The sequence below is a fragment of the Pedobacter sp. AW31-3R genome, assembly GCF_052180285.1.
Lineage (GTDB): Bacteria > Bacteroidota > Bacteroidia > Sphingobacteriales > Sphingobacteriaceae > Pedobacter.
In genome coordinates, this window is the sequence record NZ_CP197475.1 from 4,830,477 (window position 1) to 4,843,884 (window position 13,408).

Annotated in this window: 13 protein-coding genes and 1 tRNA gene; 6 read left to right on the forward strand and 8 right to left on the reverse strand. The window is 41.8% G+C overall.

Going from position 1 to position 13,408, the window contains the following annotated elements; translation table 11 throughout:
- The first annotated feature begins 33 nt into the window (after window positions 1–33).
- From ACSBL2_RS19880 to ACSBL2_RS19905, 6 genes are read left to right on the forward strand one after another with little or no spacing between them, the layout of a single operon-like run.
- The gene (locus tag ACSBL2_RS19880; protein ID WP_442588301.1) at window positions 34–1,719 is read left to right on the forward strand and encodes a helix-hairpin-helix domain-containing protein; all 1,686 of its coding nucleotides are present in this window, start codon (window positions 34–36) and stop codon (window positions 1,717–1,719) included.
- Window positions 1,720–1,766: 47 nt separating this feature from the next.
- Window positions 1,767–2,750, forward strand: coding sequence for a D-glycero-beta-D-manno-heptose-7-phosphate kinase (rfaE1, locus tag ACSBL2_RS19885; RefSeq protein ID WP_442588302.1), 984 nt, complete (start codon window positions 1,767–1,769; stop codon window positions 2,748–2,750).
- A 4-nt stretch (window positions 2,751–2,754) separates the two neighbouring features.
- Window positions 2,755–3,309 (forward strand): D-sedoheptulose 7-phosphate isomerase, encoded by a 555-nt coding sequence (locus ACSBL2_RS19890; RefSeq protein WP_442588303.1) that lies wholly within the window; start codon window positions 2,755–2,757, stop codon window positions 3,307–3,309.
- An 11-nt stretch (window positions 3,310–3,320) separates the two neighbouring features.
- Window positions 3,321–3,824 carry a D-glycero-beta-D-manno-heptose 1-phosphate adenylyltransferase gene (gene rfaE2 / locus ACSBL2_RS19895; RefSeq protein WP_442588304.1) on the forward strand — a complete coding sequence of 168 codons (504 nt, stop codon included), beginning with the start codon at window positions 3,321–3,323 and terminating at the stop codon, window positions 3,822–3,824.
- Window positions 3,825–3,878: 54 nt separating this feature from the next.
- The gene (locus ACSBL2_RS19900) at window positions 3,879–4,817 is read left to right on the forward strand and encodes a glycosyltransferase family 9 protein (RefSeq protein ID WP_442588305.1); all 939 of its coding nucleotides are present in this window, start codon (window positions 3,879–3,881) and stop codon (window positions 4,815–4,817) included.
- Window positions 4,818–4,832: 15 nt separating this feature from the next.
- Complete coding sequence (locus tag ACSBL2_RS19905) at window positions 4,833–5,336, forward strand: SixA phosphatase family protein (RefSeq protein ID WP_442588306.1); 504 nt, start codon at window positions 4,833–4,835, stop codon at window positions 5,334–5,336.
- 1 nt (window position 5,337) lies between these two features.
- Here the strand turns inward: ACSBL2_RS19905 and ACSBL2_RS19910 are convergent, their stop codons facing one another.
- From ACSBL2_RS19910 to ACSBL2_RS19945, 8 genes are all read right to left on the reverse strand, one after another.
- Window positions 5,338–6,201 (reverse strand): AMP nucleosidase, encoded by an 864-nt coding sequence (locus tag ACSBL2_RS19910; RefSeq protein ID WP_442588307.1) that lies wholly within the window; start codon window positions 6,199–6,201, stop codon window positions 5,338–5,340.
- Window positions 6,202–6,456: 255 nt separating this feature from the next.
- The gene (gene clpX / locus ACSBL2_RS19915; protein ID WP_442588308.1) at window positions 6,457–7,698 is read right to left on the reverse strand and encodes an ATP-dependent Clp protease ATP-binding subunit ClpX; all 1,242 of its coding nucleotides are present in this window, start codon (window positions 7,696–7,698) and stop codon (window positions 6,457–6,459) included.
- A gap of 3 nt (window positions 7,699–7,701) precedes the next feature.
- Window positions 7,702–8,391, reverse strand: a complete 690-nt coding sequence (gene clpP / locus ACSBL2_RS19920) for an ATP-dependent Clp endopeptidase proteolytic subunit ClpP (RefSeq protein WP_442588309.1) — start codon at window positions 8,389–8,391, stop codon at window positions 7,702–7,704.
- 174 nt (window positions 8,392–8,565) lie between these two features.
- Window positions 8,566–9,912 carry a trigger factor gene (gene tig / locus ACSBL2_RS19925; protein WP_442588310.1) on the reverse strand — a complete coding sequence of 449 codons (1,347 nt, stop codon included), beginning with the start codon at window positions 9,910–9,912 and terminating at the stop codon, window positions 8,566–8,568.
- Window positions 9,913–10,143: 231 nt separating this feature from the next.
- Complete coding sequence (locus ACSBL2_RS19930) at window positions 10,144–11,088, reverse strand: bifunctional helix-turn-helix transcriptional regulator/GNAT family N-acetyltransferase (RefSeq protein ID WP_442588311.1); 945 nt, start codon at window positions 11,086–11,088, stop codon at window positions 10,144–10,146.
- 527 nt (window positions 11,089–11,615) lie between these two features.
- A tRNA-Leu gene (locus ACSBL2_RS19935) sits at window positions 11,616–11,697 on the reverse strand.
- A 109-nt stretch (window positions 11,698–11,806) separates the two neighbouring features.
- A complete protein-coding gene (locus ACSBL2_RS19940; protein ID WP_442588312.1) occupies window positions 11,807–12,604 on the reverse strand; it encodes an ABC transporter substrate-binding protein in 798 nt (265 codons plus the stop codon).
- 105 nt (window positions 12,605–12,709) lie between these two features.
- Entirely contained in the window at window positions 12,710–13,393 is a 684-nt protein-coding gene (locus ACSBL2_RS19945; RefSeq protein ID WP_442588313.1) for an ABC transporter ATP-binding protein, read from the reverse strand.
- Between the last annotated feature and the right edge of the window lie 15 nt (window positions 13,394–13,408).

Below are 13,408 nucleotides of genomic sequence, written 5' to 3' on the forward strand. Positions count from 1 at the left end.
AAAAACGCATCTTTTTATTTATTTTAGCGGCAAATGGAAAACAAGACCATCGCACGTAGCCTGCGCCTCCTTTCTCAATTGATGGAGCTGCACAATGAAAATCCCTTTAAAATAAAATCTGTAGCGAATGCAGCTTTTAAAGTAGACAAATTGCCCTATGCCATCAGTAGCAAGACTATTGAAGAAATCGAGAAAATCGATGGACTGGGCAAAAGTATGTCGGCCAAGGTATGGGAACTGTTGCAGACAGGTACCCTAATGGAATTGCAGAACATCCTGTCCGCTACGCCTGAAGGGATTGTGGAGATGCTGGGCATCAAAGGTATTGGCCCGAAGAAAATTGTCGTGATCTGGAAAGATCTTGGCATTGAAAATATCGGGGAACTCTATTATGCCTGTAATGAAAACAGGCTGATTGAAGCTAAAGGTTTCGGCCTTAAAACCCAGGAGGAAATTAAAAAGGTGATTGAATTTAAGATGGCCGCAGAAGGAAAATTCCTGTATGCCCAGGCTGAAGGACTCGCCAATACCCTCCATGCAGAGTTATTGCTATGGCTCAGCAATACTGAAACTGATCCCCTTCTCCAGATTGCCGGTGATTACCGCCGCTATTGCGAAATTATTGAAGAACTGGATTTTATTGCCGGAGCCGATGACCTAACCAAGATAACCGATAGCATCAAAGATTTTACTCCCCTTGAGTTTGTGCAGCAAACGGAAAACCTGTTTATCGCACAAAGCCCATTTGGCTTAAAAATACAACTCCACCTTTTTCCGAAAGCTGATTTTTATCTGCAGTTATTCAAACTTACCGGAAATGTAAAACATGTGGAGGAAGTCCTTTCCTTGGCTGGAAATGGCCCTTTCACTGATGAGCAGGAATTATACAGTAAAGCAGGATTAGCCTATGTGAGCCCGGAACTCCGGGAAGGACTGAATGAGGTGGAGCTGGCGAAAAATAACCAGTTGCCCGTACTGATTACCCATGAGGACTTAAAAGGCAGCCTGCACAACCACTCTACCTGGAGTGACGGTGTACATACAGTGGAACAAATGGCTGTGTATTGCAAAGAAGAACTGGGACTGGAATACCTGGGCATGTGCGACCACTCGAAATCTGCCTTTTATGCCAACGGATTAAATGAGCAGCGTATCTATGCACAGCACAAAGAAATAGATGCCCTCAATGAGAAGCTTGCCCCTTTTAAAATATTCAAAGGAATAGAAAGTGATATCCTCCATGATGGTTCGCTCGATTACAGCGACGACATCCTGAAAACCTTCGATTTTGTTGTGGCTTCTGTACACAGTAACCTAAGGATGGACGAAGAAAAAGCTACCGCAAGACTGATCAAAGCGATTGAAAATCCATATACTACAATCCTTGGCCACCCTACCGGTCGCCTCCTGCTGAGCAGAAAAGGTTATCCGATAGATTATGCCAAAGTAATTGATGCCTGCGCGGCAAACAAGGTCGTTATAGAAATCAATGCAAATCCACTACGCCTTGACCTGGACTGGAGATGGCACCGTTATGCACTGGAGAAAGGTGTGTTGTTGTCCATCAATCCGGATGCCCACCGCATGGAAGGCTTCAGGGATATGCACTACGGCGTTTATGTAGGCAGAAAAGGTGGCCTTGAGCAAAAACAATGTCTGAATGCATTTACACTGACCGAAATTACCAGCTATTTTAACGCAGTAAAACCGGGTCTTTAAATTATTGTCATTCCATTATACCTATATTTGCGAATTAATACGCCAGCATGCTTGCAGAAAATTTATTAAATGCCCACCAAACCCAGCCTCAGCCGAATATCCTTGTGATAGGCGACCTGATGCTGGACCATTATATTTTCGGTACTGCGACCAGGCTTTCACCGGAAGCACCGGTACCCATCGTAAACGTTAAAAAAGAAAATAAAATAGTTGGTGGAGCGGCCAATGTAGCAAGTAACCTGATCGACCTTGGTGCCAAAGTCTATCTTGCCGGAATTACCGGAAATGATGCCTTCGGAGAAGAGATCAAATCTATCCTGCAGACTAAAAATATTGATACCCATCTTATTCTGAAAGATGATTCACGGACGACTACCGTAAAAACAAGAGTAATTGCTGCCAATCACCAGATCGTCAGAATAGACCAAGAGGATATACATGATATCTCTGTTGCCCTGGAAGATGTTTTCTTTCAGGCACTGTATCCATGCATCACTTCAAGTGATATCGTGATCCTGTCCGATTACAATAAGGGACTACTCACAAAAAGCCTTTCTTTAAGGATTATCGATAGTTGTAACCAATTGCAGAAAAAAGTTATCGTAGATCCCAAGGGACTTGATTACAGCAAATATGAGGGGGCATTTATCATTAAGCCCAACCGCAAAGAACTAGCTGAAGCAGCAAAGACAGAAAAAATTGCTACCGAGCAAGACCTGGTGAATGCTGCGGCAGTTATCTTCAGCCATACTAAAGCAACCTGGTTAATCGTTACCCTCTCTGAAGGGGGAATAGCGATCATTACCCCTGAAAATTGTAAAGTCATTCCTGTCGTAGCTACAGAAGTTTATGACGTTACCGGCGCAGGAGATACCGTCATTGCCACAATTTCCTATTGTGTGGCATTAGGTTTTTCCATTGAAGAAGCCTGTATCCTTTCAAACTATGCGGCTTCAATTGTAATTAAACATATTGGAAGTGCCACCACAACCGTTGAGGAAATTGTAGGGGCCATCCACCAAAAGAACTAATCCAATGGTATCAGAAGAACTTTACCACCATAAACACGTCATCGACCAGGTGATCTCTACCCTTATACCCGACATCGAAACCGGTTGTAAAATGGTTACGGAGGTCCTCCTTGCCGGTGGGAAAATATTAATTGCGGGCAACGGTGGCAGTGCCGCAGATGCACAGCACATCGCTGCTGAATTAACCGGCAGATACGTAAAGGACAGAAAAGCACTTCCGGCTATCGCACTAACGGTCGATACTTCGGCTATCACCGCCATTAGCAATGATTATGGCTTTGAACGTGTATTTGCAAGACAACTGTCTGCCTTAGCAAGGCCAGATGATCTCTTTATTGCTATCTCTACGAGCGGCAATAGTCCGAATATCATCAGGGCATTAGACACCGCAAGGGAATTGGGCTGCAAAACCCTGGGCTTATCCGGCCGCGATGGTGGAGAAATGAACCACCTCTGTGACCTGAATATTATTATTAATGATGAAGCTACAGCCCGAATCCAGGAAATGCATATCCTGATCGGACATATTTTCTGTAAATCAGTTGACCTGATCTTTTAATACCTGTTTACATGAATATTGAAGAAATCTTATCAAAAAAAACTGTCGGTCTGGACACATTAACCGAAAATGTGAAAGGCTGGAAATCAGAGGGCAAAAAAGTGGTCTTTACCAATGGCTGCTTTGATTTGCTGCACGCCGGACATATTACTTACCTGTCTGAAGCAGCAAGTCTTGGTGATGTCCTTGTGATCGGACTGAACAGTGATGATTCTGTAAAAAGGCTTAAAGGTGAGGAGCGACCAATTAACAATGAAACTACCCGCTCTGCGCTGCTCGCCTCCATGTTTTTCATCGATGCGGTAGTCCTGTTTCCTGAAGATACCCCCTTGGAACTGATTAAAACAGTACTGCCGGATATACTGGTCAAGGGTGGCGACTATGAAATAGAAAACATTGTAGGTGCAAAGGAGACTTTGGCCAATGGAGGTGAAGTAAAAGTACTTACTTTTTTACCCGGATATTCTTCTACAGCGGTCATTGAAAAGATAAAAACCCTTAAACAGGGTTGTTAACACGTGGGGCAATTGAAAAGACCTAAGAAAATATTGGTAATCAGATTCAGCTCAATGGGTGATATTATTTATACCACACCGGTTGTACGCTGCCTGAAACAACAAATCCCGGATTGTGAAGTCCATTTCCTGACAAAGGACCAGTTCAAATACATCTATCAGCAAAATCCGTATCTGACAAAGCTGCATATCCTGAAACCAAAACTGGCGGATACCATCGCAGCTATTAAAGCAGAAAAGTTTGACCTGATTATTGACCTGCACAATAACCTGCGTACCTCCATCATTAAACTGGCTACCGGGATTCCCGCATCCACCTACAAAAAAGACAGGATCAACAAATGGCTTGCGCTGAAATTCAAGTGGTCGAAATTGTTTTCCAAAGATCACCTGGTGGACAGGTACCTGGAGACGGTGAAATTTTTGGGGGTAAAGAATGACAATCGGCCTATAGATTATGATGTGGCCAAATCTTACCAGCTGGAAGAGTTTTTACCCGCAACCCATCAGGGAAAATACATTGCATTCATTATTGGGGCTACACATTTTACCAAGAGAATGCCCAATGAGAAGATCATTGAGATCTGTAAGCACATCAAACTGCCGGTCGTATTAATGGGCGGAAATGATGTAAAAAGCAATGCTGAAGAAATCAGCGCCGCTGTGGGGGAAAATGTATACTCTACCTGTGGACTGACGAACCTGGACCAGTCTGTTTTTATTGTTTCCAAAGCCCATAAAGTTATTGGATTTGATACGGGATTAACCCATATCGCAGAAGCTTTTAATATACCTATTGCTTCAGTCTGGGGAGGCACGACTCCTGATCTTCTGGGGGTATTTCCCTACAAGGTTAAAGACGCACTGGTAGTGGGTATAGACCTGTCCTGCCGGCCATGCTCCAAATTCGGACTGGAGAAATGTCCCCTGGGTCATTTTAACTGTATGACAAACATTCCTGAAGAGATAATTGTTGATTTCTCCAACAGCTAAGCTAACAACAATAAGATGGGTAAACGTATTATACTGGTAAGGCATGGTAAATCTGACTGGGCAGATCACAACATGACAGATTTTGAGCGTCCACTAAATCACCGTGGACATAAAAATTCATTGGAAATGGCGGAACGTGCGAATAACAAAGGCATCATTCCGGAGTTGATTGTGAGTAGTCCGGCCAAGAGGGCCATCACCACTGCACAACACTTTTCGGAAGTCTGGAATATGCCTGAAGACCATATCCAGCTGGAGCCCACCATATACGAGGCGAATCCTACGGCTTTGCTCCATGTCCTGAATGGACTGGATAACAAGCACGATACGATAGCCCTTTTTGGCCATAATCCTGGATTAACCGACTTTAGTAATTTTCTTGCCGATGCGCATATATACAATATCCCTACGGCAGGAACGGTCATCATAGATTTCCCGTTTGAAGACTGGGCTTTGGTAAGTCACCATACCGGAAGCCTGGCCTCATTTGATTTTCCAAAGAACGGGGATAGCCAATAAGCTAAAAATGCAGGTGTTTCACTGTAAGTCCGTTATTGATCAGTTGTTTTAAAGAATCAATACCAATCCTTAAATGTGTTTCTACATAATTCGTAGTGACATTGCTATCGCTTTCTGCAGTCTTAACACCTTCAGGGATCATTGGCTGGTCCGATACCAGTAACAGTGCCCCCGTTGGGATCTTATTGGCAAAGCCCGTAGTAAAGATCGTTGCAGTTTCCATATCCACTGCCATCGCTCTTAAAGTTTTCAGGTATTTCTTAAACTCTTTGTCGTGCTCCCAGACCCTGCGGTTAGTGGTGTAACAGGTGCCTGTCCAGTAATCACGGGAATGGTCACGTATAGTTGTTGAAATTGCTTTCTGCAAGGCGAATGCAGGTAGTGCAGGAACTTCTGCAGGCAGGTAATCATTGGATGTTCCTTCTCCCCTGATGGCGGCGATAGGCAAGATCAGGTCCCCCAGCTGGTTCTTCTTTTTCAGTCCCCCGCATTTCCCCAGGAACAATACGGCTTTCGGCATAATTGCACTTAACAAGTCCATCATCGTTGCTGCAAGCGGGCTCCCCATACCAAAGTTAATGATGGTAATTCCATTTGCCGTCACACTTTGCATAGGTTTATCCAGCCCCATGATCGGTGCATTGTCATGCCACTCAGAAAACATCTGTACATACTTACTGAAATTGGTCAGCAAAATATATTGTCCGAACTCTTCAAGCGGACGGCCTGTATAGCGCGGCAGCCAGTTTTTAACGATATCTGCTTTTGTTTTCAAGCCAGATTTTACCGGCGTCTCCACTTCTTTCACCTTTTTTGCCTTGTTTACCATCTCTTCGTCTTTTTTTACTTCTTTTTCTTCATTCATATATATTCAATTATTGTTTAAATTCTCCCTTTCCCCGTTTTTGTCAGGGGAACATTCAGCACCTTACACATCTGCCAGGCATTTTAACCAGAGGAAATTGCTGGGATCAGCAAGGGCGGTTCAGCACTCAGATTACCTGATCAATGTTCAGGTACTTAAAATGCAGACTACTGCTGCATCTTTTAACCTGCGTCAGGTGACGACTCTAAAATAACAAGATAAAAAAAAATCCCCGTTAAACGGGGATTAAATTTTCTAAGCAGCTTTTAGCTTTTTAAAATCGGCTTTTTCAAATTTCTCCACCGCATAATCGAGTGTGATCACCAGCTCCTTGATCTCCTTATCGGATGGGATATCGAACATGGCATCAAGCATGATTGCTTCGCAGATGGACCTTAATCCCCTTGCGCCCAACTTATACTCCATTGCCTTATCTACGATAAAATCCAGTACCTCATCTTCAAAAACCAGTTTCACGCCTTCATAATCAAACAACTTCACATACTGACGGAATAAAGAATTCTTTGGTTCCGTTAAGATATTGCGCAGTGCATTTTTATCAAGCGGGTTAAGGTGTGTCAATACAGGCACACGGCCAATCAGCTCAGGAATCAAACCAAAAGATTTCAAATCCTGCGGGGTAATATATTTGTAAAGGTTATTCAGGTCCAGTTCCAGGTCATCCTTTTTCACCTTATATCCTACGGCCTGTGTACGCAACCTGTTGGCAATTTTACGTTCAATGCCGTCAAATGCCCCACCGCAGATAAACAGGATATTATTGGTATTTACAGGAATCATTTTCTGGTCCGGATGTTTACGGCCACCCTGAGGCGGAACGTTGACCACTGTACCTTCAAGGATCTTCAGCAAGGCCTGTTGTACGCCTTCTCCGGATACATCTCTGGTGATGGAAGGATTGTCACTCTTACGTGCTACTTTATCCACCTCATCGATATAAACAATTCCTCGTTCTGCAGAAGCCACATCATAATCAGCGGCCTGTAACAGACGTGTCAGGATGCTTTCCACATCTTCCCCAACGTATCCTGCTTCTGTCAGCACAGTAGCATCACAGATACAAAAAGGTACGTGAAGGATCTTGGCAATAGTTTTTGCCAGTAAAGTTTTCCCTGTTCCTGTTTCACCCACCAGCATAATGTTTGATTTTTCAATCTCTACCTCATCTGCCTGGTCAACTTTTTGGCCCAGTCTTTTATAGTGGTTATATACCGCTACAGAAAGCACCTTTTTGGCATCATCCTGACCAATAACATATTGGTCAATATGTGCTTTGATCTCCATTGGCTTTAACAATGTCAGTGAAGCATCAAGGGGTTTTGCCTGTTTGCTACCGAATTCCTGAAGCACCAGCTGATGCGCCTGAGTGACACATTTATCACAAATGAACGCATCAAGCCCTTCAATAAGCATGAGTGTATCCTGCTTACTTGAACCGCAAAAAGAGCAACGGGATTCTTTGGTTTGTTTAGCCATTATCTATTTTTTATTCGTCCCTAACACTTCATCAATCATACCAAAACTTTTGGCTTCATCGGCTTTCATCCAGTAATCACGGTCTGAAGCTTTTTCCACCCATTCGTAAGATTGTCCGGAGTGTTGAGAAATGATATCATATAATTCTTTTTTCAATTTAAGCATTTCTCTTAAATTGATCTCCATATCTGAAGCCACACCTTGTGCACCACCGGAAGGCTGGTGGATCATCACACGTGAATGTGGCAGGGCAGCACGTTTACCACTTGCACCTGCAACCAGTAACACAGCACCCATAGAAGCAGCCATACCCGTACAGATCGTAGCTACATCAGGAGTAATATATTGCATTGTATCGTAAATACCAAGACCTGCATAAACTGAACCACCAGGTGAGTTGATATAAATCTGTATATCCCTGTTGTTATCAGTTGACTGAAGGAATAATAACTGCGCCTGTATAATATTTGCATTACCATCGTGGATGGCATCACCCAAAAAGATAATCCTGTCCATCATTAAACGGGAGAAAACATCCATTTGGGCAACGTTTAACTGACGCTCTTCAATAATATAGGGAGTCATGCTTTTTGGATTATTATTTGTTTGTCCAATAAAGCGGTCTACGTTTAAACCATTAATACGATGGTGTTTAACTGCGTATTTTCTAAATTCGTCTTTATCTATATTCATGAGTACTAATTTTTGTTATTTTAATTCCTTGGTTACCAAAGTAACCAAACTAAGTTGACATTTTATTTGGATATTGTAAAATTTAAACCGCTGTCTATAAATAAGGCGGCTTTAATAAAGCCGCCTTATCAAAAATAATGAATATAGTTATTGAACGCACTGTTCAAAAAAAGCTTATTTCATTTCAATGAACTTATTGTAGGCTAAATCCTGTTGGTCAAGTGTGGCAACCGACTGGATATATTCAAACACTTTAATCGCTTTTACTTCTTCAAAGATGCGGTTACCATTGTCTTTCTCCTGTAAGAAAGTAGTGGTGTATTGTGCCAGCTGGTCTTCCGGCATTGGTGCAGGACTGTACATTCTGAACTGTGCATCCAAACGTTGTTTAGCTGTTTCGAAAACATCCTGGTATTTGATCTCGATCTGGTTGTCTTTAATGATTTTGTTTTCGATTAAAGTCCATTTCAGGTTTTTAGCGAAATCATCATAACCTTCATTCAGTTCAGCATCAGTTAATTTTTCGTTTGTAGCTTTTAACCACTTGCGCAGAAACTCATCAGGAAGTTCAATGTTTATTCCTTCAGTAAGCTGGGTATACATATCATTCTGCAATTTGCGGTCCGCATCCTGCTTGAACATCCCTTCAATTTCTTCTGTGATTTTTGCGGTAAAGCCAGCTTCATCTGTAACTACACCCTCACCAAATATTTTATCAAAGAACTCTTGGTTCAAATCTGATTCTTCCAGACGGTTTACATTTTTAACGGTCACCTGGAATTTAGATTTTAAATCTTTTGCTTCTTCTTCACCAATGTTCAACAATTTAGCAATAACGGCTTCATTGTTCTCAAAAGCTTTCTGAACATCCAATTCAAATACATCATCCTTTTTAACCCCTGTTAATGATTTCAGAATTTCTTCATCTTTCACTAAATCAAGGCGGATAGAACCTGTACTTACAATTCCTCCTTCAAAAACTGAACCATCAGGTGAAAGTTGTGCTAATTCGGCATAAAGAACATCATCACCTGCCGAAACTTCAGGATTTGTCATTTTGCCATAGCTGCGACGGATGTTTTTGATACGTGCGGCTAAAGTTTCTTCGTCAGCTTTAAGGTTATATTGAATGAATTTGTCTTTTGCACCGATGTTCACATCAACTTCCGGGGCAAGACCTAATTCATAATCAAATTCAAATTCATCTGTACCATCCCATTTGAAATCTTTGGCATCATTCAGCATGGGTAAAGGCTGACCAAGGATTTCCACTTTATTATCTGTGAGGTATTTATTCAGCGACTCGCTCAACAGGTTGTTGATTTCCTCTACTAATATAGCTTTACCGTGCGTTCTTTTGATATGTGAAGCAGGTACCATCCCTTTACGGAAACCTGGAACAGTAGATTTTTTAGCTTGTTCTTTTATAGTTTTGTCGACCTTTCCAGTATAATCTTCAGGCGAAATTTTAATTTTTACAACCGCGTTTAAGTCGTTAATTTTTTCCTGTGTAATATTCATCTTTCTGAATCAATTTGTTAAAATGTCTTTGAAAAGGTATATCCTTTTCCTGCTGCCCTCATCAAGAGAGGTGCCAAAAGTATTAATTTTATTGAAATTGACATAGTTAAATGTCAAAATGTGCGGGTATTCATGAATTACCTGACACAATAGGCAGGTTCTATTTTGATACGTCAGTTAACAATGGCATTACATCAATTTAAAATGCAGGCATAAAATGATCCTGATCACTTAGAGCTTTAATTCCATCTGGATGTTGGCACGCTCATAAGGTGAAGGCGGGCCGGTAATCTTTTTAAAGCCCAATTTGTTATACAGGTTGATGGCCGGTTTCAGCATCGTATTGCTTTCCAGATAGAGCCTGTTGGCCCCCATTTCTTTCGCCTTTTCAATTACTGCATTTCCAAGAAGCCCCCCAATTCCCTTTCCTTTTGCTTTAGGTGACACCGCCATCTTTGCCAGTTCAAACGTATGGTTGTCCATTTTAATTAAGGCGCAGGTTCCTAAGGGTTCAGCATTATACATGGCAATAAAAATAAAGCCACCTTTGTCCAGGATATATTCCTGAGGGTGATCCAACGATTTGTGATCTGAATCTTCCATCTTAAACCAGGTAGTAATCCATTCTTCATTCAATTGCTTAAATACTGTTTTATGCTCAGGCCGATAACTGATAATTTCAACGGCAGTGCTTTCCCGCAACTTTTTTTGATCCTCTACCCTTTTAAATAAACTTTTCTGTTCAAGCAGGTATTCCCATTCTTCAATAGCTTTCCAAAGGTTATACTGAGATTCACTTATGGCCTGTTCAATTGCAGCGTTCACATCTGCATATTGCGCCTGTATTCGCTCATTGATCACTTTAGCCTTTTCTGTAAGCCCAACACAGGTTTTACGTCCGTCATTAAGATCAGGCCTTTCTTCAGCAAAGCCCTGACTGATCATTTCCTTAACAATCGTGCTAACTGAAGGATGGGAATGCCCTATTTCCTGCGCAATCTGAGTAATTGATTTATCCTGCCCCTCTGCCAGGGAATAAAATACAGGAAACCATTTTGGTTGTAAGGTGATATCATAAAGAGAATATACCTCACTTGCCTGGTCGGTGAGTGACTCACTTAATCTCCTTAACCTGCTTCCTAAAGCCATTTTACCCACTTTATTATAAAACTCCATGTACAAATATAATTACGTAATCAATTACACAAATATATACGGATTTAGGTTTACAGGTAGTAGGAATTACTTTTATGACTTTTGGATGAGTTATTTTGTAGGGCAGCATGCACGTAAAAAGGATAAGGTACAGTGTATACCTATACAACACCCAGCGTATAATTATAATAAGATAAGACAACTTGTATAAGTCATTTAGGAAAATCAATTTTAGCTGTATAACTATTTTACAATTAATTATAAACATTGTATAGCTATAATAGGATAAGACATGATTCGGAACGTAGCCGTACACTACTCGGGCAAAGTCCCAGTACAGTCCCACTTGAGTCCCACTTGAGTCCCACTTGAGTCCCAGTTTTCCTACGATCTTACTGGGAAGCAGCTGGCAGGAAAGTGGGGGTATACTGGCAAGCTACCCGAACACGTTCCGATCAGTTGTCGAGTAACCTAGAGACCACCTAGGTGGCCAGATCTAAAAAAATTTGGGTAAAAAAAAAGCAGTCGGTGAAGACTGCTTTTACAAGTGCGGATGAAGGGACTCGAACCCCCACGCCGTGAAGCGCCAGATCCTAAGTCTGGTGCGGCTACCAATTACGCCACATCCGCAGCTATTGTTGTTGTTTGGGATTGCAAATATAGGGATTGTTATTAGTTTTCAAAAACCCGAAGCATTTATTTTCAGCTAAAAGCTCTAAACCATTCATTCTAAGCTATTTTATTTTAATTCTTTTTGCAACTGGAAGAGATATTGTACTGCTTTAACCAATCTACTTCCATACCAGGAGAACATTTCTCCATCCACAAGCATCACTTTTGCCTTTGGAATTGCCATTTTTAATTCCTCTACATGTTTTTCACGAAACGGATAAGGTTCTGAAGAAAGTAAAATAAGTTCAGGATTCAAGACTTTCAGTTCCTCCAGGTCCATCTCCGGATAACGGCTTTCTACAATGCTATTGGTTAATCCGTTTTTAACCAGGATATCATTGATAAAAGTATCTCTTCCGGCCAGCATATACGGATTCTTCCAGATCAGGTAAGCGACTTTTTTATCTATGCCCTGCTCCAGAGCCAGTGTTTGCAGATCCGTAAAACCGGCTTTAATCAGAAAATTCAGGTAAGCCGCTTCAGGTTCACGGTCAACCAGTTCGCCAATCTGGGTAATGGTATCCATGGCAGCTTCAAGCGTATCCACCTCACTCATCCAAACCGGAAATTCAGCCGCTAACAATTCTATATCTTCCCTGGTATTCTCCTCCCTGTTACCAATAATCAAATCAGGCTGCAGGCTTCTGATCAGTTCAATATTCAGCTTCTTCGTCCCACCTACCTTTGTTTTTTTCTGAAACTGTGCCGCTGGATGGATACAAAACTTTGTAATCCCCACAACTTGTTCATTTAAACCAAGCTCAAACAGCAGCTCTGTCTGGGATGGCACCAAAGACACAATTCTTTTTGGGGGATAATTAAGGCTAACCACTCGGGCCAGCTGATCGGTAAACTGACGTATCATCCTGTAAAGATAATTGATCACATGCAGCCTGAATAACACCTGCAGCTATTTAAATCGAACAAACACTTAAACAGCTGCATTTCAAACTATTGATCATCTTTATCCTTAAAGCACAACCTGCAGGTCCTCTTTGATTACACCATCCAGCAGGTGCAATACCCTTTTGCCATAAGCCGCATTCACTTCAGAATGTGTAACCTGTATGATGGTAATATGCTCTTCTTCATTCAGCTTTTTGAATAAATCCATGATTTGCAGTGCCTGTGCCGACTGTAAGTTCCCCGTTGGCTCATCGGCAAGAATAATGGATGGTTGTGCCACCAATGCGCGTGCAATACCCACCAGCTGCTGTTGTCCACCGGAAAGCTGATTTGGAAAAAGGTCCTTTTTCGCCACCATATTGAAACGGTCCAATACATCGGCCACGCGGCTTTTACGCTCTGCTCCTGCTATCTTTTTATACAATAAGGGTGCTTCAATATTCTCTGCCACGGTCATTTCGTCTATCAGATGATAAGCTTGGAAGACAAAGCCGATGTGGTTACGGTAAAGTTCTATACGCTTGCGCTCATTCAGGGATGTCACATTCTCCCCCATAAATTCATAAGTACCATATGTAGGTTCCTCGAGCATCCCTAATATGTTCAGCAAAGTTGATTTCCCGGCACCTGAAGGCCCCATAATGGAAACAAATTCACCCTGATTGATGGTCGCACTCACATGTCTGAGGATATAACTTTTAAGCCCCTTGTTGGCGTAGTATTTTTCTATATTCTGTAGTTTTATCATTTTATATTTTTATTA